Source organism: Cetobacterium sp. NK01, from assembly GCF_024506395.1.
In the GTDB taxonomy this organism is placed as follows: Bacteria; Fusobacteriota; Fusobacteriia; order Fusobacteriales; family Fusobacteriaceae; genus Cetobacterium_A; species Cetobacterium_A somerae_A.
Genome location: NZ_JANIBO010000001.1, coordinates 1,404,568 through 1,431,050, shown reverse-complemented (window position 1 = coordinate 1,431,050; position 26,483 = coordinate 1,404,568). Strand labels below are relative to the sequence as shown.

Here is a 26,483-nt window from a genome sequence, read left to right as displayed (position 1 = left end):
CCCTTAGTCGATTAAATATTTAGCTTGAGAATAGTTAAATACTGGTCCTTCTAGACATACATAAACTTCATCAATTCTGCAGTGACCACATTTTCCAATTGCACATGACATCTTTCTTTCAAAAGAAACCCAAATCTTATCAGCTGGAACTCCTAGCTTTTCAAATTCAATAGCTGTATATTTCATCATATTAGGCGGCCCAACAATTACAACTTCTAAATCGTCGAATTTATCTGATACCATTTTTAAATGAGGTACATACTCAGTTACAAGTCCTACACACTCACCATCTAATCCGCATCCTTTATCTACTGTTAATACCATTGGATGTTTCTTTCTCCAGTTGATAATTTCATCTCTAAATAATATAGATGAATCATCTTTAAATCCAAATAATAACTCCATTGATTGAACTTCTTCTGGATTTCTATAAATATGATTGATTAAAGATCTAACTGGAGCTAATCCTGATCCTCCTGTTACAATAACCACTTTTTTATTTTTTATATCAATTGCATCAAAACCTTTTCCATAAGGTCCTCTCATTGGTAATAAATCTCCTGCGTGAAGATTAAAAATCTCATCAGTTACTATTCCAACTTTTCTAATTAAGAACTCTACCCAACCTTCTGCTGCAGAGAAATCTGTAACAGATATTGGACACTCTCCTACCTTTGGTAAAGATAATTGCATGAATTGTCCAAACTTTACATTTCCTGCCTCTGGATATTCAACTCTAAATAAGTATTCTATATCAGTAACTTTTTTTACATCTAAAAGTCTATATGGCGTTGGCATTATTAAATTTTCCATTACTTATTACCTCCATTTAGTTTATCAACTTCTGCAGCTAACTTGTTTACAGTAGTTGAGAAAGATATAAACACTGGACACTTATCGTCACATCTTCCACATCCAACACACATATGGTGCTCTTTGAATCTCTTCTTATGGTCATGGATCTTATGCATAACTTTAAATCTCATTCTTTCTCCACCAGTTTTTCTAAATGAGTGGTTTCCTGCCATGTCAGTATATCCATCCACGTGACAAGATGCATTTATTCTTCTTCTCTCTCCTGCATTTGTATCAGAACTGTAGTTCATATCGTAAGTTGTGAAACAAGTACAAGTAGAGCATGATACAGTACAGCTTCCACACATTAAACATCTCTTATCAAACTCTTTCCACATCTCTAAAGATTTTACTGCGATCTGAGTTTCTTTATCATTTATTTCTGGAATTCTTACAACTCTCTCATTTTCTACAACTGGAGTTACTAAGAAATCAATTGCTTCATTTCCTGCAAAGTAAGAATTAAAAGCTTCATCTTTAGTTTCTACTAAAACTTCTTCACCATTAAACTTTACTCCAAATGCGTACTCATCAGCTGATCCAGTACCCATTGAAGCACAGAAGCAAGTATCCCAACCTTTTGAAGGGCACTCCATTAATATAAACTTTGTTTTTTCTCTCATTCTCTTATAATATGAATCCTCAAATCCTCCATTTTTTAAGAAGATATCATCATATCTTTTGATTGAGTGAATATCGCAAGCTCTTGCAAATACAAGCATTGGTCTATCGTCAACAACTTTTGACTCTCTATAATCTGCATCTGTAAAATATAAAACTGTTTCTGTTATAGGGCTTAATGCTTCCTTTGCTGCGTAATCTGATTTCTCTTCATGTACAATCTCATTTGCCGAATAAACTCTATCATATCTCACAATGTCTGTGTCTGAATATCTTCCCTGCTTAGGAAATCTCTTTGGAGCATAAATTTTATACTCTTTACTAAGATCTTTTAACAAGCTATCAAAATTTTCTGCTGTTATTTTGTATCCCATTCTTACTTTGCCTCCCTGTTATTTGAATTTTTATTCAATCCATTATATGTTTATATTACAACCTTTATGTTTTTTTGTAAACCATTAATTCCTATTTTTTACTCTTTGGTTAAATTTGAATTTTTAGTCGAAAGGTATTTGGTCATAGTTTTATTTCTTTATTTTTCTAATAAAGTTTTTACTTTTGAATGTCCTGTCAAATTCTAATTTTATACAACACTAGTATACTTATACACTAGTGTTGTCATGATCATTTTTTTATCATTTTTTTATCAAAAGATTGTTTTTTTCTCAATTTCATTATAAAATATTAAAAACAATAATAATTTTAAAGGTGGAAAAATGAAAAAATTTGTGGTTGAACCTGAATTTCATAATATGAAAATTTCTCAATACCTTAAAGAAAAAGGATATTCGGGAAGAGGTATTAGAAATGTAGAAGTTTATTTAAATGGAAAAAGAACAAAGACAACAAAACAAGTTAAAAAAAATGCCAGACTTCTAGTTAAAGAAAAGGAAAAAGAGGTTGGTATTAGATCTATTCAAATGGATTTAAAAATAATATACGAAGATAAAAATCTTCTTATAATTGATAAAGATCCATTTCTTGTTGTTCACCCTACTACAAAAAAAACTGATTTAACTTTAGCTAATGGTGTTATATACTATCTTCAAGAACAAACAGGAAAAATACAACCTCCTAGATTTTTTAATCGTTTAGATATGAATACATCAGGGCTGATTGTTGTAGCTAAAAATGCATATACACAAGCTTTTTTACAAAGTGATAAAGAAAAAGTTTCTAAGTTTTATCAAGCTATTGTTAAAGGTATTGTAAAAGAAGATGAAATGATAATTGAAATCCCTATCGGTAAAGAAGGAGACGAACTTAGACGTAAAGAGATGTCTCCAGAAAATGGAGGACAAACAGCTAAAACTCAAATGAAGGTTTTAGAACGTTTTCCTAATGAGGATTTAACCCTAATTGAATTAAAATTATTTACAGGTAGAACACATCAGATTCGTGCTCACATGTCATTAGTTGGACATCCAATTCTGGGAGATGAACTTTATGGTGGCGATGACATTAGAGCTAAAAGACAACTTCTTCACGCTTTTAAATTAATTTTCACAGATGTTGAAAGTGGTGAAAAAATCCAAGTTCAAGCTCCTTTACCAGAAGATTTTAAAAATATTCTTCACATTGCAAAATAACTTTATTAACATTAAAAAAAGATACCAAACATGGTATCTTTTTTTACTTTAAGCTAATTTATTCTTCTTAACTGTTGTAGCTACCTCTTCTCCTTTTAATTCCCCCTCTGTTCTAGCTACAATCAGTGTACAAACTGCATCTCCTGTTATATTAACAGTTGTTCTAAACATATCTACAAATCTATCTATTCCCATTACTAGAGCCATTCCCTCTAAAGGCAGACCAACTTGTTGAAGTACCATTCCTAACATTATTACTCCCACTCCAGGTACTCCAGCTGTACCTATAGATGCTAATGTTGCCGTTATAATAACTGTTACAAAATCTCCCATTGTTAAGTTAACCCCGTAAATCTGAGCTATAAAAATTGTCGCAACTCCCTGCATTATTGCTGTTCCATCCATATTTATTGTACTTCCTAAAGGAAGTGTAAAAGATGATATTCCCTTTGACACACCAAAATCATCTTGCAATGTTTCCATCGATGCTGGTAAAGTAGCGCTACTTGAAGACGTTGAAAAAGCTACCATCATAGGTCCTGAAAACTTTTTCAAAAATTTAATTGGATTATATTTTGCGACAAATACTAATAAACTTTGATAAGTTATTAAATAGTGTAACAATAAAACCACTATTACTCCTATAAAATATTTGAATAACGGTAACATTGCTGCATACCCCAATGTTGCAAATGTTTTTCCTATTAACCCATATACTCCAAATGGTGCTAATTGCATAATTATTTCAACTAGTTTTAAAACTAAGTTATTTAACTCTTCCATCCCTTTTCTTATCGTTGAAACTTTATCTCCTAACATAGCCATAGCAACACCACATAAAATAGAGAAAATTATTATTTGTAACATATCTCCTTTTGCCAGAGCTTCTATGGGATTTATAGGAATCATTCCCAATAAAATATCTACAAAGGGCTTTGTCTCAGCTACCGAAACATTAGTTGTAGCTATTTGTGATAAAACTATACCTTTTCCAGGATTTATTAAAGAACCCACACCTAAAGCTAATGTTATTGCTACTGCTGTGGTTCCAAGATAAAATGCTAAAGTTTTTACTCCCACTCTTCCTAATTTTTTTATGTCTTCTATTCCTGCTGCTCCAACAGTTAAAGAACAAAATACCAATGGAACAACAATCATTCTAATCGCTCTAATAAAACCAGTTCCTAAGAAGTTAAAAAAGAAATCTATAATATATTTTTTTACAATTAAGTTATCTTTAAAGGGATACAAAACCAACCCACTTATAACTCCTAAAATCAATGATATAAATATCTTGTTAGTTAAACTTAATTTTTTCATTCAAATTCACTCCTTTTTAAATTCTTATTCTTACAAAACAAATTATATATTCAAAAATCAAAAAAATCAAGGAAAAAATAAATTATTTTTTTGTATTTATTTTTTTTGAAAATATTTTTTTAGTTTTTAGTTTTACAGGATTTTATATTTTTTTTCAGAATATAGTTTATATACTAATATTTTTTATTTGGAGGAGTTATTATGATTTTTGATAAGTTAAGTACCTATGATAAACATAAAGTTTTTAAAAACATGCTCGCTCCATATACTGCAGTTCTTATTGCTCAGTATTTTTCCTTAGAATATCAGTACTCTGCTGCTACCATTTGTATTTTAAGTCTAGAAAGTACTCGAAAAGCTTCTCTTAGAAGTTCTTTTGAAAGAGTTTTAGCAGCATCTTTTGGATTAATTTTATCTGCTTGCATAATTAAATTTTTTCATTTTAATCCGATATCTCTAGTTTTATTCACAGGTATTTTTATGCCTCTTTGTATTCGTTTCAATTTAATGCAAGGTTTTTTTACCAACATTGTTTTAGCAACACATTTTTTATTAGATAAAAATGTTTCTCTTACATTTGTTTTTGATCAATATCTTCTTTTACTTGTTGGAGTTCTTTGCGCTATTATTTTTAACCTTTATATGCCTAGTCAAAATAATGAAATCTTATCTCAACTTGAAAAAATTGATTCAATCATGAAAGATATCATTTTTGATTTCGCTAAAGCTTTAAAATACAAAGCGGTTTCTTTGAGACAAGATGAACTTTTTGAAGAGTTAAAGATAAATCTAGATAATTGCAAAAATTTAGTAGAAATGGAAAAAGATAACAACTTCTTCTTTAAGAAAGTCGATATCTCAAAAAATTATTCTTTGAAATTTTCAGAATATGTAACTCTTTTAAAAATCAGAGAGTGTTTTAATAAAATATCTACTGATATTCCAATCACCTCTGAATTGGCTTCTATATTAAAGGAATTAGCTACTCTTAATGCTAACACCTACGCATATAATATCCTTTTAAAAAAAATCAAACACTCTGAAAATCGTTTTAAAAAAGAAATTGATGAAAAAAATCTAAATATTGAAAATAAGGCTACTTATTTTTTACTTATAGAAAATATTAAGGATCTAATAAAAATTAGAATTAAAAATATTTTTTAAAGGAAAATAAATTATTTTTTTTAACAATAACTAGAACAATTTTTTTTCTGAATTAAGGAGGTTTTATTATGAAGACTATTGATTATTTAAATTGGCCACTATTAGTATTTCATGAATTAGATTCAACTTATGAATCTTCTAAACAACTAGATGCACTTTTAGAATGTTTCAACACTTCTTTTGTTGATAATACGACTGATTTTAAAAGAGTTTTCTCCTCAGATAAAGCTATTTCTGGAATTATTTTAGACTCTAAAGAACAACTTGAAGATTTAGTTAAATTTGTCAGAAAAAGCAACCCTAAAATCCCAATTATTCTTTTAACAGAAAAAAGTTCTTCTGAGATTCCTTTACAAATTTTAAGTTCAATTAATATTGTTATGAACATTTTCGAAGATAGTTCAACATTCTTAGCTGGACAACTAGAAATTGAAATTGAAAAATATTTAAAATCTATAAAACCTGTTTTCTTCGGAGAACTTATGGATTATACTCAAAAATTCAAATATCCTTGGCACACTCCAGGACATGCTGGTGGACTTATGTTTATGACTAATCCAATTGGAAAAATGATGCTTGATTTTTACGGAGAAAATACTCTTAGAGCTGACCTTTCTATCTCAGTTCCTGAACTAGGTTCTCTTCTTGACAATGAGGGACCTGTTAAAGATGCTGAAAGTAATTCTGCTCGAGTTTTCTCTGCAGATAAAACTTATTATATATTAAATGGTACAAGTTCAGTTAACCAAGTTATTTGGAAAGGTAGAGTTACTAAAGATAATTTAGCTTTTGTCGATCGTAACTGTCATAAATCTTTAAACTATGGAATGGTTATAACTGAAGCTATTCCTATGTACATGATTCCAAGAAGAAATAGTTTAGGTATAATCGGTCCTGTTAAATTAAATGAATTTACAAAAGAATATATTGAAAAAATGATTAACAGTAATCCAAAATTAACTGATGAACAGAAAAAACAAAAAATTAAGATGTCTGCATTAACAAACTCCACTTATGATGGACTTTGTTATAACGTCAACAAAATAAAAGAAACTTTAAATAATAATGTAGAAAATCTACATTTTGACGAAGCTTGGTATGCATATGCTAAGTTTCATCCTATATATAAAAATCACTATGCTATGACTGAATCTGATAACTTTATTGAACATCCACCAATTTTTGCTTCGCATTCTACACACAAGTTGTTAGGAGCATTTTCTCAAGCTTCTATGCTTCATGTAAAAGATGGAACTAAAGATAAAGTTGATTTTGTTGTTTTTGACGAAGCTTATTTAATGTATGGTTCAACTTCTCCTCAGTACAGTATGATTGCATCTTTAGATGTCTCTACTGCTATGATGGATTTTTCTGGTAAAGAACTTATGGATGAAACTATATTAAATGCAATTCACTTTAGAAAAAGAATTGCTAAATTAAATAAAGAATATGCTAGTTTCAACCAGTGGTTTTTCTCTTTATGGCAACCTGAAAAAGTTTTATATAATGGTGTTTTAACTAATTTTGAAGATGTTCCTGATAAATATTTACTTGAAAATCAAAGTTGTTGGACTTTAGATTCTAATAATAACTGGCATGGTTTCAATGATATTGAAAAGGATTATGTAATGTTAGATCCAATAAAATTAACATTAAAGTGTCCTGGTTTAAATGTTGATGGAAAATATGAAGATATTGGTATTCCTGCATCTATTTTAAGTAACTACATTATCGATAGAGGTGTGGTAAATGAAAAAACGGATACATACTCTCTTCTATTCCTTCACTCTATTGGAACTACTATAACAAAACAAGAAGCTCTTATTAAAGTTTTAATGGACTTTAAAAAAGATTTTGATAAAAATACTCCACTTATTGAAATATTCCCAGATTTAGTTAAATCTTATCCTGAGAAATATTTCAACAAAGGACTAAAAGATCATTGTTTAGATATGCATAGATATATTATAGAATCAAAACTTTTAGAGCTTATGGATAAAGCATTTCAAATTATTCCTAAGCAAGAATTAACTCCTGCTGAAGCTTCAAGAGAAGTATTTAGAGGAAATATTGAACATTTACCAATAAAAGATTGTATTAATAGAGTAGCTGGAGTTATTGTTGTACCTTATCCTCCAGGAATTCCTGTATTAATGGGTGGAGAAAAAATAGATGAAGTATCTAAACCTATTTTAGATTTCCTTTTAGCAAGGGAAGAGTTTGAAAGAGTATTCCCTGGATATTTTAGTGATATTCATGGAATAGAGGCTTTTGTTGACAATGATGGAGTTAGACGATTCCATACTATGGTTATAAAAAATTAATTTTTTAAGGAGGGTTTAAAATGGCTGATGATAGTAAAAAACTTGGTTTAGTAGCTCTTACTGCCGTTGTTATTAGTGCTATGATTGGTGGAGGAGTATTTAATCTACCTCAAAACATGGCTCAATCGGCGGGAGCAGGAGCAATTATTATTGCATGGGTTATAACGGGTATAGGTATGTGGTTTGTTGCTAATACATTTAGAATTTTAGCAGAAGCTAGACCTGATGCAACAACAGGAATTTATGCTTATGGAGAACTTGGTTTTGGAAACTTCACTGGTTTCCTTATGGCTTGGGGTTATTGGATTTGTAACTGTTTTGCTAATATTGGTTATGCAGTTTTACTAATGGACTCATTAAATTATTTCTTCCCAGGGTATTTTACAGGTGGAAATAACTTTAACTCAGTTATTGGTGGTTCTTTAGTTATTTGGATTATTTATTTTATAGTTCTTGCAGGTGTTAAAGGAGCTACTTCTTTGAACACTATAGGAACAATAGGAAAATTAGTTCCAATTGTATTATTTTTATTAATTACCGCTTTTGTGTTCAAGGTTGGATTTTTCTTTACAAATTTTTGGGGAACAGAAACTATAACTACACTTTCAGACAAACCTCTTGGTAGCCTTTTAGAGCAAGTTAAAGGTACTATGCTTGTTACTCTTTGGGTATTCATTGGAATAGAAGGAGCTGTTGTTGTATCTGATAGAGCAAAAGATCAATCTGAAGTTGGTAAAGCAACTCTTTTAGGATTTTTAGGATGTTTGATTCTTTATACTTTATTATCTTTACTTCCTCTTGGACATTACTCACAAGGTCAATTATCATCTATGGCAGCACCATCAACTGCTGCTGTTTTAGGTGGAATTGTTGGGCAGTGGGGAGACTGGTTAATGAATATTGGTGTTATGATAGCAATTTTAAGTTCTTGGTTAGTTTGGACTATTATGCTTGCTGAACTTCCATTTGCTGCTGCTAAGGGTAAAACTTTCCCTAAAGCTTTTGCTACAGTGAATAAAAATGATTCTCCATCATTCTCTCTACTAATTTCAAGTATCATTATGCAAGTTACAATGGTTGTAGTTTATTTCTCTAATAACGCTTGGAATCTAATGCTTAGTATAACTGGAGTAATGGTATTACCATGCTATATTGTTTGTACAGCTTACTTATGGAAAATTGCTGCTAAAAACGATAATTATCCAACTAATATATTTGCAAGCAGAAAAAATGCCGAAATCACAGGACTTTTAGGAACTGTTTATGGTTTATGGTTAGTTTATGCTGCTGGATTAAATTACATGTTACTTGCTGCTGTTATCTACGCTATTGGTATTCCATTTTTCGTTAAAGCAAGAAAAGAATTTGATCCTAGTAATCCTGAATTTACTAAAGAGGAAAAAGTTTTCTCAATAATTCTATTTATACTTGGAGTATTAGGACTTATATACTTAATTATGAATTATAAATCTTTACTAGGATAATAGAAAAGAGATGATAAAAATGAATAGTCAAATTACAAATAAAGTTCTTATGATAAAGCCTATTAAATTTTATTATAATGCTCAAACAGCTGTAAATAATGCCTATCAAAAAAATCTTGAGGAAAATCCTGAGATAGTAGAACAAAAAGCTTTAAATGAATTTGATTCTCTTGTTAATAAAATGAAAAGTGTTGGAATTGATGTGGACGTTATTCAAGATACGTCCACACCGTATACACCTGATAGTATTTTTCCAAATAATTGGTTTAGTTCTCACTCGAACAATACACTTATTATATATCCTATGTTTGCAGAAAATAGAAGACTTGAAAGAGATAAATTCCTTCCAACATTAAAAAGCTTTTACACTGAATCTATTAATATTATAGATTTAACATCTTTTGAAAAAGAGAATAAATTTTTAGAGGGAACAGGAGCGCTAGTTTTAGATAGAGTTAATAAAATTGCATATTGTTCTATTTCTCCTAGAGCAAATGAAGATGTTTTAGAAGAATTTTGTAAATTGCTAAATTATAAAGCCATTAAATTTCATTCCTTGCAAGATTTTAACAACAAGGAAACTGCTATATATCATACCAATGTAATGATGGGAGTTACCGAAAGTTTTGTTGTAATCTGTTTAAATTCAATAATAGATTTGAAAGAACGTGAATTTGTTAAAAATTCTATTATAAATTCTGGAAAAGAGATTATAGATATCTCTTTAGATCAAGTTTTACAATTTTGTGGTAATGTTTTAGAATTAAAAAATTCTTCAGGAAAACACTACACTCTTATGTCAAAGTCAGCTTTTAATGGCTTTACAGAAGACCAAATCAAAACAATTAAAAAAAGGTCTGATATTATTTATTCTGACATCTCTACTATTGAAACATATGGTGGGGGATCAGTTAGATGTATGATTGCCGAACTTTTTTAAATTAAAGGAGGAACAAAAATGAGAATTGACAAAACAGCTATTAGTTTTTATGAGGATTATTGTGATGGATATGGAGCTCCTGGATCGACAGGAAATGGATATGTTTCTGTTTTAAAAGTTTCTGTAGGTACAGTTCCTAAAACAGATGATATTTTAATAGATGGGATTGTTGCTTACGATAGAGCTGAGGTTAATGATGCTTACGTTGGACAAATTAATATGTTAACTGCTTCATCTTTCTGTGGTCTTGCTGGTCAAGTTTGGGGATATGATTTAGCTAAACATGATTCAATTGCTGATGATTTAAATCCAACAGTTTTAGAAGTTCCACAATTTGATGGCTCAATTTTAAAAGTGTATGATGCCAAACCCCTTTTAGAAGCTGGTGTTGAACTTTTTGGTACTGAATCAAAAAGAAGATTTACTCCACTTCCTGGTTCTCATATGATTTGTGCTAATAAAGGAGTTACTGCATATAGACCAATTGAAGATAGAGAGTTCAAAGAAAACGAAGGGTATGGAGTTTGGTGTTTCATAGCAATTTCTATAGCTAAAGATAGAGATAAAGACGCTAGTTTATTTATAGAAGATGCTGGAGTTTGGACTGAAAACGATAATCCTGAAGATTTAAAAAAATTCTTAGAAGATCATAGAAAAGCTATTATTTGGTCTGTTGTTGAATGTGGAAAAGACTCTCATGTTGCGTATGATAGAACGTATGTAGGATTTGCCTATACTATTATGAAACCTGGTGAAATAGGTACATCTTTAACTTGTGGACCATATGTTACTTTAGCTAGAAAAGCTATTCCTGAAAAAGGTTTTGGTGAACTAAATAACCTTACTCTTTCTCAATGGTTAGATGTTCAAGGATTAGAGCCTATCATAAAAAAATAATTTTAAATATTTAGATTTAATAAAAAGGAGCTAATTCTAGCTCCTTTTTATATATTTGAATTAAACAACCTTTCAAATTTAAATTCATTTTCTAAAAATACTTTTACAATATATGGATCAAAACTTCTTCCACTTTCTTCTCTTATTATATTTATAGCTTTCTCATGAGTAAATCCCTCTTTATATATTCTTTTTTGTCTCAGTGCATCATATACATCTACAACAGAAACTATTCTTGCTTCTAAAGGAATTTCATACCCTTTTAAACCACACGGATAACCTGATCCATCCCATTTTTCATGATGGTATCTTGCTATATGTTCAGCCATTATACTAACCCCTGATTTTTTAATAATTTCATATCCTATTTCAGGGTGTGCTTTTATGGCTTCAAATTCATCATCAGTTAATTTTCCTGGTTTTTTCAATATACTTCTATCTATACCTATTTTTCCTACATCATGTAACGAGGCAACTCTTCCAATTTCTTCATAAAATTTCTTACTAGATCCTAGTTTATTAGCTAGTAGTTCTGAGTACATATTTAATCTTTTTATATGATTCCCTGTCTCTAAATCATTAAATTGATTTACTGCTTCTAAAGAAGAAACCAAAGAAAGCATTAAATCTTCGTATTTTCTTTTTTCAATTAAATTTTTTCTTCCTCTATATAATAAGATTAAACTTAACAATAATAATCCTAAAGAAAATAACAATATTTCTTTTGATTTATCTGTCTCATAACTATTTTTTTCTAAGTATATATTTTTACTCATATTTTCATTTAAAAAACTTGCAGATATATCTTTTAAAGCTTCATAGAGATCCTCTTCATCATCTTTTGTTACCATAGATACATCATATTTTTTATCTAAAATTCCAGCTATTTTAATCTCTTTATCAAATCCACTATTATAAAGTTTATTACTTAATGTTTTGTAGTCACATACACTGTAATCAGCTTCTTTTTTTCTAACTTTTTCTATTGCTTCATCTATATCTTTTACATATATAAAATTTTCTTCTTTTAAAAATCTTTTCAAGTAATCCATATAATAGGAGTTTTCTACAACTGCAAATCTTTTTTTTCTTGCTTCAACTAAATTATTTATAAAGCCATCCTCTTTTCTATTAAATATAACAGGAGTTAAAGTATAATATGGATTTGTATAATTTTTATTATCTTTTATGCTACTCTCTATTGTAGAAGCTATTGTTATGTGATTTATTTTCCAATCCTCTTTTTTAGAAAAAAATACTTTTTTAATTTTAATCTCTAATATCTCTTCTACATCCTTTAGATATTCTATAGCCAAGCCTTTTTCTACTCCATCCTCTATATAATAAAGAGGATAATTGCTTTTTTCAGTGGGAAACACTACATCTATCTCTTTTCCTTTTAAATCAACATACTTATCTTTAAACTTATCTATATAATATTCTTTACGAGATTTACTTATCATTGCTTTTAAAACCTTAGGTGATATCTCTTCAAAATATTTTTTCAATTCAGTATAAAGTTTTTTTTCTGTTTTAGGAACTGCTAAAGTTGTTACCATTATAGGAATTCTATTTAACTCTATTTTTCTTAAATTATCTTTAAAACCATACTGATTATCCGTTACAAATCCATCTATCTCTCTATTTTTAAGCATTTCTAAGCCTTTTTCACGAGTTTGAATATCTATAATTTGAGTTTCTAAAAAATCATATTTTTCTAAAAATTCTTTATCCAAATAAGTTCCTTTTACAATTCCTACTTTCTTTTTATAAAAATTAGTTATATCTATATATTTATCATTTAAAAAATACATATTTGCTTTTAAATAAAAAAAAGTAGGAATAAAGTAGTACTTTTCTCTTCTTTCATCAGTTTCAATTAAATCCATTATTAATATATCTTTTCCCTTTTCCATATCTAAAATTAAATTAGTCTCTAATTCTTTTAATTTTAAATTCATTTTTTTCTTTTTATTTATATCTTTAAATATTTTAGGATATAAACCTTTATAGTCATTTTTTTCTTTATAAAAGAAAAAACTATTTTCATTTTCTAGTAATATTACATGTTCTTTCCCCACTATAGCGGTATATAAAAAAAGAGAAAAGAGTATAACTTTTAACATGTATTTAATCTCCCTCAAATTTATTTTTTTCAATTATACTATAATTTTAATGAAAAAGTAATCATAAAAAGATTAATTTTAGTTCCCATGAATAAATTGACAAATTAAACAAGATAATATATCATTAAAACATAAACAAAAGCATTTTAGAAAAAAAGAAAAAAGGAAATACAGGTTTTTCTCGTATTCCTTAAAAGATGTACAAATATTTATCGAACTTAATTTAAAAAAAATATAAATTTTTAGGAGGTTTCCAAATGGCAGTTAAAGTAGCGATTAATGGATTCGGAAGAATTGGAAGATTAGCATTAAGATTAATGATGAACAACCCTGAGTTTGAGGTAGTAGCAATAAACGACTTAACAGATGCAAAAACTCTTGCTCACCTTTTCAAGTATGACTCTGCACAAGGTAGATTCAACGGAACTATCGAGGTTATCGAAGGAGGATTCTCAGTTAACGGAAAAGAGATTAAAGTTTTAGCTGATAGAGATCCTAAAAACTTACCATGGGGAGAGTTAAACGTAGACGTTGTTCTTGAGTGTACTGGATTCTTCACTTCTCAAGAGAAAGCTGGACTTCACTTAGAAGCTGGAGCTAAGAAAGTTGTTATATCTGCACCTGCAACAGGAGATATCAAAACTGTAGTTTATAACGTAAACCACCAAATTTTAGATGGTACAGAGACAGTAATTTCTGGAGCTTCTTGTACAACTAACTGTTTAGCACCAATGGCTAACGTATTAAACAATGAGTTTGGAGTTGTAGAAGGATTAATGACTACTATCCACGCTTATACAAATGACCAAAACACATTAGATGGACCACACGGTAAAGGAGATTTAAGAAGAGGTAGAGCTGCTGCTGCTAACATCGTTCCTAACACAACTGGAGCTGCAAAAGCAATCGGATTAGTAATCCCTGCACTAGCTGGAAAATTAGATGGAGCTGCTCAAAGAGTACCAGTAATCACTGGATCATTAACTGAGTTAGTAACTGTTTTAGAGAAGCCAGTAACTGTTGCTGAAATCAACGCTGCTATGAAAGCTGCTGCAAACGAGTCATTCGGATACACTGAAGAGGAGTTAGTATCTTCTGATATCATCGGAATCGAATTCGGATCATTATTTGATGCAACTCAAACAAGAGTTATGACAGTTGGAGATAAGCAATTAGTTAAAACTGTTGCTTGGTACGATAACGAAATGTCTTATACTGCTCAATTAATAAGAACTTTAAAGTACTTCGTAGAAATTTCTAAGTAATTAGAGCATCTAGGAAAAACAGAATAAACAGAATAGCGGGACTATTTAGTTCCGCTTTTTTTTAAGAAAATATAAAGAAATTTATTAAAATTTTGGGAGGTTCATACAAAATGGCAAAGAAAATTGTAACTGATTTAAATGTAGCTGGTAAGAAAGTTTTAATGAGAGTTGATTTTAACGTTCCTATGAAAGATGGAAAAATCACTGACGAAAACAGAATCGTAGCTGCTTTACCAACTATAAAGTATGTTTTAGAAAATGGAGGAAAAGTAATCGCTTTCTCTCACTTAGGAAAAGTTAAAGAAGCTGCTGATTTAGAAAAAAGAAATATTGAGCCTGTTGCTAAGAGATTAGCTGAGCTTTTAGGACAACCTGTAACTTTCATCAATGCTACAAGAGGAGAGGAGTTAGAAAAGGCTGTTGCTAACTTAAAAGACGGAGAAATCTTAATGTTCCAAAACACTAGATTTGAAGATTTAGATGGTAAAAAAGAATCTAAAAATGATCCAGAGTTAGGAAAATACTGGGCTTCTTTAGGAGATTTATTCGTTAACGATGCATTTGGAACTGCTCACAGAGCTCATGCTTCTAACGTTGGAATCGCTGCTAACATTGGAGAAGGAAACACTGCTGCTGGATTCTTAATGGAAAAAGAGATCAAGTTTATCGGTGGAGCTGTTGATGCACCAGAGAGACCTTTAGTTGCTATCTTAGGAGGAGCTAAAGTTTCTGATAAAATTGGAGTTATTGAAAACTTATTAGTTAAAGCTGATAAAATATTAATCGGTGGAGCTATGATGTTCACATTCTTCAAAGCTTTAGGAAAAAATACAGGAAAATCTCTTGTTGAAGAGGATAAAGTTGAGTTAGCTAAATCTTTATTAGAAAAAGCTAATGGAAAGATTGTATTACCTATTGATACTGTAATCTGTAAAGAGTTCTCTAACGATGCACCTCACTCAGTTGTATCTGTAGATGCAATTCCTGATGACGAGATGGGATTAGATGTAGGACCTGCTACAGTTAAGCTATTTGCTGATCAATTAGTTGGAGCAAAAACAGTTGTATGGAACGGACCTATGGGTGTATTTGAGATGTCTAACTACGCTAAAGGAACTATCGGAGTTTGTGAAGCTATCGCTAACTTAGAGAACGCTACAACTATCATCGGTGGAGGAGACTCTGCTGCTGCTGCTATCTCTTTAGGATTCGCTGATAAGTTCTCTCACATCTCTACTGGTGGAGGAGCTTCTCTAGAATATTTAGAAGGTAAAAAATTACCAGGTGTAGAATCTATTTCTAACAAGTAATATATATTTAAAAATTAAGACTACCACATTAATTTTTAAAACAAACGGGATATTTTTATATATCCCGTTTTTATTTTACTATTAAATTAGTAATAAAAAAAGAACTCCGGGGGGTGGAGTTCTTCTGGAATTTTCTCAAATATATATTAGGGGGGATATATTAGAGAAAAGGATTTGTACGTATAGAGTATCATTTTTACTTACCTCTGTATATATACTTTTTTTATTGTTTTTCTCTTCATAAAAAATATATTATATTTCTTCAAGATTTTTAAAACGTTTATCCAATGCATATTCTATAAAACATCTTTGAATCTCTCTTAAACTTAATGTATTAACTTTTCTTAAATTTTTTATAGTATAGCTTTCTGTATCTGATATTATTAAATTATAACTTTCAATCTCTTTTTTACTTTTAAACCTAAACTCTAAAAAAGACTCTGTTGTAAAAGAGATTTTTGGATAAAAAACTTTTAATGAGTTAATAACTCTTTGACTATATTCATTATTTACATCTCTTGATACGCTTAGTACTTTAAATCCCTCTACATATTCCTCTATCATAAAAAAATTAGTTATACATCCTGCTAATCTTAAAATATCTGAATATATCATTTCTATATTTAACTCTTTTAAAACTCTTTCTACTAACTGCCCCAATCTTTTACACCTTTCAGAATTAGGACTTTTTCTCACCCACAATACTCCATACTTCTTGTCTAAGTAACCCATTGTATAACAAGTAATTAGTTGTCTATGAAGCTCTTCGCTCTCTTTTTCTGTAAGTTTAAAAATATTTTTTATTTTATCAATAAACTTTTTATAACTCTCTTTTAATGGTGTATCTAAGTTACAATTATATCTTATTTTTAAAATTACACTTGCTAAAAAATTTTTAAACTGAGGTGACAATTCTATTGGAAACTCCATTTTTTCCAAAGCTAAACATACATCATGATAATTTTTATGCGTTTCAATTTGACTTAATTCATAATTTATTGGTCCTTTTAACTTCTCAATAATAGCCATAGTATAAACTGCATAAAAAGAAAATACCGATTTTTTCAAATTAAACTTTTCTGTTATACTGCTATAAATCTCTAAATAAACATCCTCTTCTAGTATTGCTATCTCTTCTAAAAGTTCCTTCCTCTGCTTAGATAAAAACTCTCTATCTATAAGAAGTTTCATTATTTTTTCACAAAGTATATTATACAAATTTCCTTCATTTACTTCTTTCAAAAAAATTCCTTTAGAATTTCTTGATTCAACTTTTATATTCTTTTCCTCTAAAAATTCTTTCACTTTTTTCAAATCTTTTATAGCTGTAGTTCTTGAAACTCCCATCAGTTGTCTTTCTTTTTCTAAATTAATAAACCCATCTAGTAATAATCTTATACAATATATATCTTGTCTTTCTCTTGATGATAAAATATCTAATTTTGAAAAAAACTCAGAAAATTTTTCATCTTTATTTTGAAGACTATAACTATTATTAATTTTTCTTATAGGATCAATTCCTCTTTCTTTTAAATATTCATTTAAAACGTTTATATTTCTTTCTATGGAATTAATATCTAAATCTACATATTTTGTTATCTCATCTAATTGGATATCTCCATGTAACAAAACTTTTAGCAGAGCTATTGCTTTATTTGACATATACCATCCCCCTATTTTTTTTATATGTAACTTTTCATAATCTCTAACTTCCCACTAATTTCAACTGACATCTTAGCTGGTATAAAGTAAGTATCTCCCTTTTTTACCTTATATTCTTTATCTTCAGAATTTAATACTCCATCTCCGTCTAATATCGAGTATATTTTAAAATTTTTGTAACTCTTGTCACTAAAAGTTCCATCAACTAATATTCTATCAATTGAAAAATAATCTCCTCTTATTAGCTCTTCAACCGTTGCATCTTGAATTTTTATTTTTTTTCTTGATTCCTCAGAACTTATTTCAACATCTTTTCCAAACTCAATAACATCCATAGCTTTATCTAGGTGTAGCTCTCTTTTAACTCCGTTAACCTCTCTATCAAAATCATATATTCTATATGTTGTATCTGAATTTTGTTGTATCTCACATATCAATATAGATCCTTCTAGTGTACCATGAACTACTCCAGGTTTAACATCTATAAAGTCCCCTTTTTTTACACTAATCTCATTAAATAAACCTGTAAAATCTTTTTTATCAACCTTCTCTTTATATATTTCTGGTGTAACATCATTTTTCAGACCTAAAATTAATTTCGCATCTGAACTTGCTTCCATTACATACCAAACTTCACTTTTTCCAAATTCTTTTTCTACTCTCAATGCATATTCATCACTTGGATGAACTTGTACTGATAGTTTATCGTTAATATCTAAATACTTTATTAGAAGTGGAAATTTATCTCCATATTTCTCTATAATTTCCTCACCTACAAGATCTTTTCCATATTTTACAAAAATCTCCTCTAGACTTTTTCCTTCTAATTCTCCATTTTCGACATAAGACATTCCAGCTGGATGGCAGCTAACTTCCCAAGATTCTCCATATAACTCATCTGTTGGTAGATCAAATCCCAAAGTTTTTTGAAATCCTCTTCCTCCCCATACTTTTTCAACTAAATTTTTTTTAAATTTTAATAGATACATCTTTCCTCCTGTAACTTACACAAATGGCATATATTTAGTATATGATTTTTTTAATTCCCTTTATTGTAACTTGATTTATCAAAAAAGTAAACAAAAAAAAAGAGGAAAAAACTTTCCTCTTTAATGCTTTTGTTCCGATTATAGATCATTAACGTTTACTGATTGAACATTTAACGTTCTTCCATCCTCAGACATAGGTATTTTAATTTCACCTGTTTTTATTTTTTCAATAATTTCAGCTTTTCCAGGTACATTTTCATCAAACCCTATTATTTCCCAGTTGTTATCTACTTTTGGATTTAATTCTCCATTTAAATTTTCTTGAACATATCTTACAATAAGATCTCTAATTCTTCCACCATCTTGTAATTCTTCATATGAATCATAATATTTGTCCCTATCTGTTACAAGACCTAAATTCATAAGTGTTCCAAATCTATAATTATTTACTGCTACTTTGTATGTCTTTTTAGGATCAATTGGCTCTCCCTTTATTGTAGCATCTACGATTCTTTGTCCAGCTGGTTTAGATATATCTACTTTATAGTTCACACCATCAAACATATCATAGTTGTATCCTCTAACTTTTGGATTAAATGATACAGTTACATCACCAGGTTTAGTTTGATTATAATAATCCATTGACCATTCCATGTATTTCAATAGATTTTCTCCAGTCATATTTACACCCATCAAAGTATTTGTATACTTATAGATAAATGCTACATCTTTCTTTTTAAAATCTCCTGCATTTAAATTAGAGTCAAAATTGAAAACCGCTGCTGCTGATACGTCAGATTTAGCAAAATGATTTTGCACTTCATTAATAAGCTCTATTATAGCATTATCTTGAAGTTGAGATGTTGGCATTGTTGTAACTTTGTCTTCACCAGTTATATAATCTGTTCCTTCAATAAATTTGCCATTAACTTTTCCAACTACTTTATTTGCATCTGCTCTAGACTCATCATGAACATTTTTAAATTGATCTAACATTGAGCTATCTGCTTGAACATCTTTTGTTTCAACGTTTTTAGCCACAATATCTTTAATCTCCCATTTTCCATCTTTCTTAACTACTTTAATCTCACCATTTGAAACTCCCCATCCATAAGCACCTGGCTCAAGAACAGTAGTTCCATTTACATCTGTTACATATCTAGCATGCTCATGACCTGCAAATATAAGATCAAATTGAGGGTATGCTTCTGCTAAATCAAATACTCCAGTTTTCCCGTACTCATCTTTTCTTCCTAAGTGAAATGCTCCTACAAGTACGTCATACTTTCCTTCTAACTCATCTAAAGTTTCTTTTACTGCTGTCATAGGATCTTCAAAAGTAAGTCCTTTAAAGTGTTCTGGTGCTGAAGCTTCCCACATAGGTACATGAGGCGGTATTCCTCCAACTAAAGCTACCTTTACTCCTTGAATATCATATATTTGATATGGCAATACAAATTTTGATCCATCATCTTCATTTTCTATGTTTACAGAAATTACAGATCCTTTGAAATTTTTAACATTTCTTAATAAGAAATCTTTTTCAAAGTTAAATTCATGGTTTCCTAAAATCCATGCATCATAATCCATTGTATTCATAGCTTCAACCATTGGGTGCGTTTCTAAGTTGTTAAATAACTCAGCACTATTATCTTGAACAGTATCTCCAATATCCATTAAAATTAAGTTTGGATTTTTCTCTCTTAAATTTTTTACAATTGTATATGTTTTAGCAAATCCTGCACTCTTATCTTCAGAATCTATTCCATACTCATATGGATATATTCTTCCGTGTACATCTGATGTAGCTGCAAATGAAAGAGTTACCTCTTCTGGTCCTGCCTCTCCCTTTTTAATAACTTTTTTCTCTAGATCAAGTTTATTTTCCTTATACTCCTTAACCTCTGTGTTTGTTGCTGTTTTAGGTGCTTCCTCCTTCTTTCCACAACCTATTAAAGTCATAGATAAAAGAGCTCCTAAAACTAAGAATTTAGTACTTCTCACTATTTTTCCTCCCCTTTTCTTTTTATTAATAATATTGAAACAACTGCCGTTACCGGTACAGTTGCTATTATACCTATACTTCCAGCCAAAGCATTCACTACCTCAATAGCTATAGCTGGTATATTTATAAATTGTTGATAAACCATTCCATATCCCCAAATCATCATCATAAGAGGTAATGATCCTCCTGCAAATGCAAGTATTAATGTATTTATCATTGTTCCTACAATATCTTTTCCTATTTCCATTGCTGAATGAAATAGTTCTTTTGATGTTAAAGTTTTTTTATGTTGATAAATTTCATTTACAGATGATGATATAGACATCGCCACATCCATAACTGCCCCTAAAGAAGCTATTAATATCGAAACAAATAGTAGCCCCTCTATTTGAAGTTTAAAATCTCTTGTTATATAAAGTAATTGCTGTCCTTCTGATAAATTTAATCCACTTAAACTCATTATTTTTCCAAATCCATAAGATATTAATCCTGCAATTGTTATTCCACTTATTGTTCCTATTATTGCAGAGTATGTCTTTCTGTCATAACCTCCTATAAGAAGGAAACTCACAACTATTATAATTGATGATAATAGTATCGAAGTAGAAATTGGATCTACTCCTTTAAAAAGAAGTGGTAATAATATATAAATTATTACTGACCCTGTAAAAATTAAAGCTAAAAGAGATTTTAAGCCTTTCATTTTACCTAATATTAAAACTGCCCCTATAAAAATTGCTCCTAAAAGATAGATTGCTCGATCTCTTTTCAGATTATATAACCAAACTGTTGTCTTATCTTTCTCCTCTCTTACAGTAAATATCGCCTTTAAACCAACATCTGCATAAACATTATGAAGAGCACTAAGAGAGTTATAAACCTTAAAAGATTCACCTTTATGCTTTCCTTCTAATATTTTTACTTCTAAATTTTGTCCACCTCTAAATTTTCCTTTCATAATAGGATCTTTCATTAACTCTTCATCTATAACCTTAGTTACTTCACCCTTTACAAACTCTTGTGGAAACTTTGTCTTTCCCTTTAAATCCACACTGAGTTTAGGTGAGTAAATTGCCATTATAAAAATAGAGATAACTACTAATAACGGTAATATTATCTTCTTCATTTTGACCTCTTGTTCTATTAAAAATCATTTTCACTAGAAAGTATAACATTTTTTTAAAAAAAAATCTCTTTTTTGTTTGACTATTTTATAAAATTTTTGTATTATAATATGTGTACGATTAAAACTTTTTTAGTGAGGTGTAAAAATGCTAGAAACTAACATAAAAGAACTACTAAAAGGTAAGACTGTGGATGAATTATTAGACTTAATAATTCTAGGATTAGAAGCTACTGATGAGAACGATTCTATAATTAATACTTTTAAAAATGACAAACCTCTTATGGAGATTGCTTAATAACTCTCTTAATATAATTTTGAGAGTTTTTTTTATTTTTTGTAAAATTTACCTTGATTATTTGGATTTTATGAGCTATATAAGTAGTGAGATTAACTTCAATATATGGAGGGTACTATGGATTATAAAATTGTTAGAAAAGAAAACCAAAAAGAACGTCTTTGGACTGGGGGAGTTTCTAAAGAACTGTATATATATCCTGATGGTTCTACTATTAACAGCCCATTTAATTTTAGAGTTTCAACAGCAACTATAAATCCCGGAGAATACAATTTCACATCCTTTAAAGGATATAAAAGACTCCTTATCCTTCTTTCAGGAAGTCTAAAATTAGAAGTTGATGAAAAAGAGTACTTTTTAGAACCTCTTTCTCATATATTTTTTTCAGGTGATAGTCATACGAGCAGTTCTACTAGTAAAAATTGTATTGACTTCAATTTAATTTATAAGGATAACATTGAACTTTTAGAATTTAAAATTGTGGAAAAAAATTTTATTGGTAACTCTCTTTCTTCAAAAGCTATAAATATTTTTTATAATTTAGAAGAAAGTAAACATGCGTATATTAATACTAATGAATATCTTTTAAATGCTGGAGATACTCTAATTGCTTGTGGAAATAATTTTAATTTAGAAGGAGTTGGAAAAGGTATTATACTTTCTTTAAATATAAAATAAAAAAGCCCAAATATGGGCTTTTTTATTTTAAGCTATATTTCTCATGAACATTAATGTAAGTAAAATTAGCATAGTTATTGTGACTTTCTCTTCCAACTTAAAACTCCTCCTATTTTTACTAATCACTCTATTTTATCACTGAATTTCAACTTTTTCAATAAATTTATAAAAATGAGAGAGTTAAAAACTCTCTCATTTTTTATTTATTCTTTTTTTCCATTTCTAAATCTTTTAGCGGCGGTAATTTAACCCCAAAATTAAACTTCATCATAACTTTTCCTAAATGTCTAACTCTTGGATTTTCAGTTGTAAACTGTGTATCTTTTGGTAAAGTAGTTGGATCTACTTTAATAATATAATTTTTCCCTAATGTTTCTGCTACTGGAGGTACATGATATCTTCCAAATCTATCAGTTTCTACAACTATTCCTTCTGGAGTAGCTAATCTAACACCTGGTAATCCCTCTTCTTGTATACCATTATTTAATACAAAAATCTCAAGCATTATTTTATTATCTTTATTTTTCACTACTCTTTGAGTTATTACTATGTCTTGATTTGTCATTCCTTTTGCTTTATCACCTATATGATTTGTTATAACTTTTCCGTTACCTTGTTGAGTTATATCTGTTCCACCAAATGTTTGAACTCTTACACTTGCCATTACAGGTTTTACTAACTCTTTTCTTATAACAACCATATTATTTGTTGCTGGTTCTAATTCTGATACTCTTCCCTTAATATTTCTTATTGTTATTGTTGCATAATTATCAGCAAAAGAGTATGTTTTTCCATCTTTAGAAACTGTTGTTGTATTTTTTGCATAATACTCTTTTGGAATATTAACTGTTATATGAACTTTTCTTGCGTCAGCATAATCTTGAATTCCATCTTCATCTCTATCGTGGAAAACTTTCCCTATAACTGTTGTATGTTCAAATATTGGATCTGCAACTATATCAATATCAACAGTGTCTGTATTTGAAATATTTTCTTTATTTTCATTTTTTACAACAGCTATATTTTTATATGTTCCTGGTTTTACACCAACTCCAACCTTTAATAAATATTTTATTACTATTGTTTCCCCAGATTTTATCTGAGAAATAGGTCCGATCTCTATCTCTTTTGTTCCTATCACTTGAAGTTTTTTCTGTGCATATCCATCTTTTAGTTCTTGTACAGCAGAACCTTCTACATATGTAAATCCTGGTGGAAGTTTATCTGATATAATAATATTATCTACAGGATCCTGCCCCATATTTTTGATTTCTATTGTATAAGGTACAAATTTACCTACTGAAGCTTCTTCTATTTCAACACTCTTACTTAATACTAAATCAGCTTCCCTTCTTCCTATTACAATTACAGCTTTTCTTAATTCTCCTTCACTAGTATTTTGCTCTGGATCAAATGGTAAGAATGCATAGGATGTTATTCTTGTATTTTTATTAAACACTCCTTTTGGATTAACAGTTGAAGAGAATACAAAAGAAATAGCTGTTCTTGAAGGTATTTTCTCTTCAAAAGTAAAGCTGCTAGTTTTTGGTGTTATCTTTAATTCACTAACTCCTGGTAAAATTCTTGCTGCTCTTGTATTTTTAGTTTTTGTCTGTCCTCCATTTAATTCTTTTTCACTATAGAAGACTTTTTCATTTGTATCTAGATTTGTCAATACAATTCCTTGGAACATATGCTCACTAAAAACAGGATTTCCTTCATCATCTTTTAGTTGTTTTCCGTCTAATTGGTGATTTATATCAGATTTACCTTTTAAATCTACCTTAGAAGGATTAACTAAACTTATAAACTGGATCGCTTTGTTGCCCGGAAATATAACTGGTGGATTGCTATTCTTATTTTCGATATTTTCAAAATCTGTTACTATACCGTTGTCTTGATTTATAAGTTCATCTGAATTGTCAAATTTTTCATCATATTCAAATGCATCGTGTCTCAATCTAACTACAGGTTTATCTACTTCGATTATTATATCTTCTCCAGCATTTACTGAGTTTAGTATTGTTTTATTCAAATAATTTTCTGGTACTTTTATTGTATATACTATCGTTACCAATCCTGGCATTGTATCTATTTGTGCCGGTACTGTTACTGTTCCTCCTTCACTTTCAAATATATCTCCTGTTAAAGTTCCCCCTGTTATAGCTAGATTCGTCGGTTTTGTTAATCCTGTATTTGCTGTTAACAGATTGTCTTTTACTATATAATTATTCGCTGGAGTTTTTCCTGTATTTGTTAATGTCAATTTATACTCTATCACTTCTCCCGCTTGAACTACTTTTCCTGTTTTATCTGAACTCTTTGCTACTAGTACCTTTGGAGCATCATAATCCACTACCACTTCTTCTCCATTATTTACTGAGTTTACTATTGTCTCATTTGGATAATCGCTTGGTACTGTTACTTTGTATGTTATCGTTACTGTTTTTCCTGCTGGTACTGTTACACTTCCTCCTTCACTTTCAAATATATCTCCTGTTAACTCTCCTCCTTCTACTAACACTTCTTCTGGCTTTGTTAACAGTGGATTACTTAATAGCGTATCTTTTACTGCATAGTTCTTTGCATCTACTTTTGTTGTATTTGTCAATTTTAATGTATAACTTATTACTTCTCCTGCTTGAACTACTTTTCCTGTTTTATCCGAGGATTTTAATATTTTTACAAATGAAAGCTCCACCGTTGATTCTGCTTTCTCATCCTTGTTATCTATCAATATACTAACCGTATTTGTTATGTTTGGATTTGTTGGAGTATACTTCGAACTATCTATCTTTACATCATAGCTTAATGTCACTATTTCACCTGCTACTATTGATGCTGGTAAACCATTAAATGATATTACTCCTGATGCATATGTATATGTTCCTGTTTTATCATTGGTATCTATTGATGAATCATATCTATAACTTCCTGATGTTGATACTATATATTCTCTATCTTCAGTCAATATTGTATCTTTTAATGTATTTAATGGTATCAATACATTTCCAGTATTTTTTAATGTTACTGTATAGTTTACTAAAGTTGCATCAGTTGTTGAGATTTTTCCAACTTTTGAGATTGTTCCTTTATTTACTTTTGCTAGTTCTACCGTTGATTCTGCTTTCTCATCCTTGTTATCTATCAATATACTAACCGTATTTGTTATGTTTGGATTTGTTGGAGTATACTTCGAACTATCTATCTTTACATCATAGCTTAATGTCACTATTTCACCTGCTACTATTGATGCTGGTAAACCATTAAATGATATTACTCCTGATGCATATGTATATGTTCCTGTTTTATCATTGGTATCTATTGATGAATCATATCTATAACTTCCTGATGTTGATACTATATATTCTCTATCTTCAGTCAATATTGTATCTTTTAATGTATTTAATGGTATCAATACATTTCCAGTATTTTTTAATGTTACTGTATAGTTTACTAAAGTTGCATCAGTTGTTGAGATTTTTCCAACTTTTGAGATTGTTCCTTTATTTACTTTTGCTAGCTCTACCGTTGATTCTGCTTTCTCATCCTTGTTATCTATCAATATACTAACCGTATTTGTTATGTTTGGATTTGTTGGAGTATACTTCGAACTATCTATCTTTACATCATAGCTTAATGTCACTATTTCACCTGCTGCTATTGATGCTGGTAAACCATTAAATGATATTACTCCTGATGCATATGTATATGTTCCTGTTTTATCATTGGTATCTATTGATGAATCATATCTATAACTTCCTGATGTTGATACTATATATTCTCTATCTTCAGTCAATATTGTATCTTTTAATGTATTTAATGGTATCAAT

At 29.6% G+C, this 26,483-nt stretch carries 19 protein-coding genes; 10 read left to right on the top strand and 9 right to left on the bottom strand.

Annotation, left to right across the window (positions count from 1 at the left end; genetic code table 11):
- Positions 1–3: 3 nt before the first annotated feature.
- Positions 4–813 (bottom strand): anaerobic sulfite reductase subunit AsrB, encoded by an 810-nt coding sequence (asrB, locus tag NON08_RS06925; protein ID WP_256690725.1) that lies wholly within the window; start codon positions 811–813, stop codon positions 4–6.
- Positions 813–1,850, bottom strand: coding sequence for an anaerobic sulfite reductase subunit AsrA (asrA, locus tag NON08_RS06920; protein WP_256690724.1), 1,038 nt, complete (start codon positions 1,848–1,850; stop codon positions 813–815). The genes asrB and asrA overlap by 1 nt, the downstream gene beginning before the upstream one ends.
- 342 nt (positions 1,851–2,192) lie before the next feature.
- On the opposite strand from asrA, the gene NON08_RS06915 reads away from it, so the two are divergent.
- Positions 2,193–3,065 carry an RluA family pseudouridine synthase gene (locus NON08_RS06915; protein WP_256690723.1) on the top strand — a complete coding sequence of 291 codons (873 nt, stop codon included), beginning with the start codon at positions 2,193–2,195 and terminating at the stop codon, positions 3,063–3,065.
- Positions 3,066–3,113: 48 nt separating this feature from the next.
- On the opposite strand, the gene NON08_RS06910 is transcribed toward NON08_RS06915, so the two are convergent.
- On the bottom strand, positions 3,114–4,385 hold the full coding sequence (locus tag NON08_RS06910) for a dicarboxylate/amino acid:cation symporter (protein WP_256690722.1): 1,272 nt from the start codon (positions 4,383–4,385) through the stop codon (positions 3,114–3,116).
- 201 nt (positions 4,386–4,586) lie between these two features.
- On the opposite strand from NON08_RS06910, the gene NON08_RS06905 reads away from it, so the two are divergent.
- The 5 genes from NON08_RS06905 to hdcA all read left to right on the top strand — a co-directional run bounded on the left by NON08_RS06905 (position 4,587) and on the right by hdcA (position 11,194).
- Positions 4,587–5,549, top strand: a complete 963-nt coding sequence (locus NON08_RS06905; protein ID WP_256690721.1) for an aromatic acid exporter family protein — start codon at positions 4,587–4,589, stop codon at positions 5,547–5,549.
- A gap of 68 nt (positions 5,550–5,617) precedes the next feature.
- Positions 5,618–7,873 carry an Orn/Lys/Arg decarboxylase N-terminal domain-containing protein gene (locus NON08_RS06900; RefSeq protein WP_256690720.1) on the top strand — a complete coding sequence of 752 codons (2,256 nt, stop codon included), beginning with the start codon at positions 5,618–5,620 and terminating at the stop codon, positions 7,871–7,873.
- Positions 7,874–7,893: 20 nt separating this feature from the next.
- On the top strand, positions 7,894–9,357 hold the full coding sequence (locus NON08_RS06895) for a basic amino acid/polyamine antiporter (protein ID WP_256690719.1): 1,464 nt from the start codon (positions 7,894–7,896) through the stop codon (positions 9,355–9,357).
- Positions 9,358–9,376: 19 nt separating this feature from the next.
- Positions 9,377–10,297 (top strand): citrulline utilization hydrolase CtlX, encoded by a 921-nt coding sequence (gene ctlX, locus NON08_RS06890; protein ID WP_256690718.1) that lies wholly within the window; start codon positions 9,377–9,379, stop codon positions 10,295–10,297.
- A gap of 18 nt (positions 10,298–10,315) precedes the next feature.
- Positions 10,316–11,194: a histidine decarboxylase, pyruvoyl type gene (gene hdcA / locus NON08_RS06885; RefSeq protein WP_256690717.1), complete on the top strand. Its 879-nt coding sequence runs from the start codon at positions 10,316–10,318 to the stop codon at positions 11,192–11,194.
- Between the two features lie 47 nt (positions 11,195–11,241).
- Here hdcA and NON08_RS06880 read toward each other — a convergent pair whose 3' ends face one another.
- On the bottom strand, positions 11,242–13,320 hold the full coding sequence (locus NON08_RS06880) for an HD domain-containing phosphohydrolase (RefSeq protein WP_256690715.1): 2,079 nt from the start codon (positions 13,318–13,320) through the stop codon (positions 11,242–11,244).
- 257 nt (positions 13,321–13,577) lie between these two features.
- Here NON08_RS06880 and gap point away from each other — a divergent pair, with 257 nt between their 5' ends.
- Both gap and NON08_RS06870 read left to right on the top strand, forming a co-directional pair.
- The gene (gap, locus tag NON08_RS06875) at positions 13,578–14,585 is read left to right on the top strand and encodes a type I glyceraldehyde-3-phosphate dehydrogenase (RefSeq protein ID WP_256690714.1); all 1,008 of its coding nucleotides are present in this window, start codon (positions 13,578–13,580) and stop codon (positions 14,583–14,585) included.
- 110 nt (positions 14,586–14,695) lie between these two features.
- Positions 14,696–15,895: a phosphoglycerate kinase gene (locus NON08_RS06870; RefSeq protein ID WP_240219439.1), complete on the top strand. Its 1,200-nt coding sequence runs from the start codon at positions 14,696–14,698 to the stop codon at positions 15,893–15,895.
- Positions 15,896–16,147: 252 nt separating this feature from the next.
- Here NON08_RS06870 and NON08_RS06865 read toward each other — a convergent pair whose 3' ends face one another.
- The 4 genes from NON08_RS06865 to NON08_RS06850 form a co-directional block, all read right to left on the bottom strand.
- Complete coding sequence (locus NON08_RS06865; protein WP_256690713.1) at positions 16,148–17,557, bottom strand: hypothetical protein; 1,410 nt, start codon at positions 17,555–17,557, stop codon at positions 16,148–16,150.
- A 20-nt stretch (positions 17,558–17,577) separates the two neighbouring features.
- A complete protein-coding gene (locus NON08_RS06860) occupies positions 17,578–18,546 on the bottom strand; it encodes a type I phosphomannose isomerase catalytic subunit (RefSeq protein WP_256690712.1) in 969 nt (322 codons plus the stop codon).
- Between the two features lie 138 nt (positions 18,547–18,684).
- Complete coding sequence (locus NON08_RS06855) at positions 18,685–20,550, bottom strand: bifunctional metallophosphatase/5'-nucleotidase (protein ID WP_256690711.1); 1,866 nt, start codon at positions 20,548–20,550, stop codon at positions 18,685–18,687.
- Complete coding sequence (locus tag NON08_RS06850) at positions 20,550–21,677, bottom strand: YibE/F family protein (protein WP_256690710.1); 1,128 nt, start codon at positions 21,675–21,677, stop codon at positions 20,550–20,552. The genes NON08_RS06855 and NON08_RS06850 overlap by 1 nt, the downstream gene beginning before the upstream one ends.
- 145 nt (positions 21,678–21,822) lie before the next feature.
- Between NON08_RS06850 and NON08_RS06845 the strand changes: the two genes are divergently transcribed.
- Together NON08_RS06845 and NON08_RS06840 are read left to right on the top strand one after the other, a co-directional pair.
- The gene (locus tag NON08_RS06845) at positions 21,823–21,972 is read left to right on the top strand and encodes a hypothetical protein (protein WP_256690709.1); all 150 of its coding nucleotides are present in this window, start codon (positions 21,823–21,825) and stop codon (positions 21,970–21,972) included.
- Positions 21,973–22,089: 117 nt separating this feature from the next.
- Positions 22,090–22,650: a HutD family protein gene (locus NON08_RS06840; RefSeq protein ID WP_256690708.1), complete on the top strand. Its 561-nt coding sequence runs from the start codon at positions 22,090–22,092 to the stop codon at positions 22,648–22,650.
- 199 nt (positions 22,651–22,849) lie between these two features.
- On the opposite strand, the gene NON08_RS06835 is transcribed toward NON08_RS06840, so the two are convergent.
- On the bottom strand, positions 22,850–26,482 hold the full coding sequence (locus tag NON08_RS06835) for a hypothetical protein (RefSeq protein WP_256690707.1): 3,633 nt from the start codon (positions 26,480–26,482) through the stop codon (positions 22,850–22,852).
- Between the last annotated feature and the right edge of the window lies 1 nt (position 26,483).

What these genes read in the sequence shown, in the direction of transcription:
- NON08_RS06915 (WP_256690723.1), top strand. Translation starts at nt 2,193, where the DNA reads ATGAAAAAATTTGTGGTTGAACCTGAATTTCATAATATGAAAATTTCT.
- NON08_RS06860 (WP_256690712.1), bottom strand. Translation starts at nt 18,546, where the DNA reads ATGTATCTATTAAAATTTAAAAAAAATTTAGTTGAAAAAGTATGGGGA.
- NON08_RS06850 (WP_256690710.1), bottom strand. Translation starts at nt 21,677, where the DNA reads ATGAAGAAGATAATATTACCGTTATTAGTAGTTATCTCTATTTTTATA.
- NON08_RS06905 (WP_256690721.1), top strand. Translation starts at nt 4,587, where the DNA reads ATGATTTTTGATAAGTTAAGTACCTATGATAAACATAAAGTTTTTAAA.
- NON08_RS06870 (WP_240219439.1), top strand. Translation starts at nt 14,696, where the DNA reads ATGGCAAAGAAAATTGTAACTGATTTAAATGTAGCTGGTAAGAAAGTT.
- NON08_RS06880 (WP_256690715.1), bottom strand. Translation starts at nt 13,320, where the DNA reads ATGTTAAAAGTTATACTCTTTTCTCTTTTTTTATATACCGCTATAGTG.
- ctlX (WP_256690718.1), top strand. Translation starts at nt 9,377, where the DNA reads ATGAATAGTCAAATTACAAATAAAGTTCTTATGATAAAGCCTATTAAA.
- NON08_RS06900 (WP_256690720.1), top strand. Translation starts at nt 5,618, where the DNA reads ATGAAGACTATTGATTATTTAAATTGGCCACTATTAGTATTTCATGAA.
- NON08_RS06845 (WP_256690709.1), top strand. Translation starts at nt 21,823, where the DNA reads ATGCTAGAAACTAACATAAAAGAACTACTAAAAGGTAAGACTGTGGAT.
- NON08_RS06865 (WP_256690713.1), bottom strand. Translation starts at nt 17,557, where the DNA reads ATGTCAAATAAAGCAATAGCTCTGCTAAAAGTTTTGTTACATGGAGAT.
- asrB (WP_256690725.1), bottom strand. Translation starts at nt 813, where the DNA reads ATGGAAAATTTAATAATGCCAACGCCATATAGACTTTTAGATGTAAAA.
- asrA (WP_256690724.1), bottom strand. Translation starts at nt 1,850, where the DNA reads ATGGGATACAAAATAACAGCAGAAAATTTTGATAGCTTGTTAAAAGAT.
- gap (WP_256690714.1), top strand. Translation starts at nt 13,578, where the DNA reads ATGGCAGTTAAAGTAGCGATTAATGGATTCGGAAGAATTGGAAGATTA.
- NON08_RS06910 (WP_256690722.1), bottom strand. Translation starts at nt 4,385, where the DNA reads ATGAAAAAATTAAGTTTAACTAACAAGATATTTATATCATTGATTTTA.
- NON08_RS06895 (WP_256690719.1), top strand. Translation starts at nt 7,894, where the DNA reads ATGGCTGATGATAGTAAAAAACTTGGTTTAGTAGCTCTTACTGCCGTT.
- NON08_RS06840 (WP_256690708.1), top strand. Translation starts at nt 22,090, where the DNA reads ATGGATTATAAAATTGTTAGAAAAGAAAACCAAAAAGAACGTCTTTGG.
- hdcA (WP_256690717.1), top strand. Translation starts at nt 10,316, where the DNA reads ATGAGAATTGACAAAACAGCTATTAGTTTTTATGAGGATTATTGTGAT.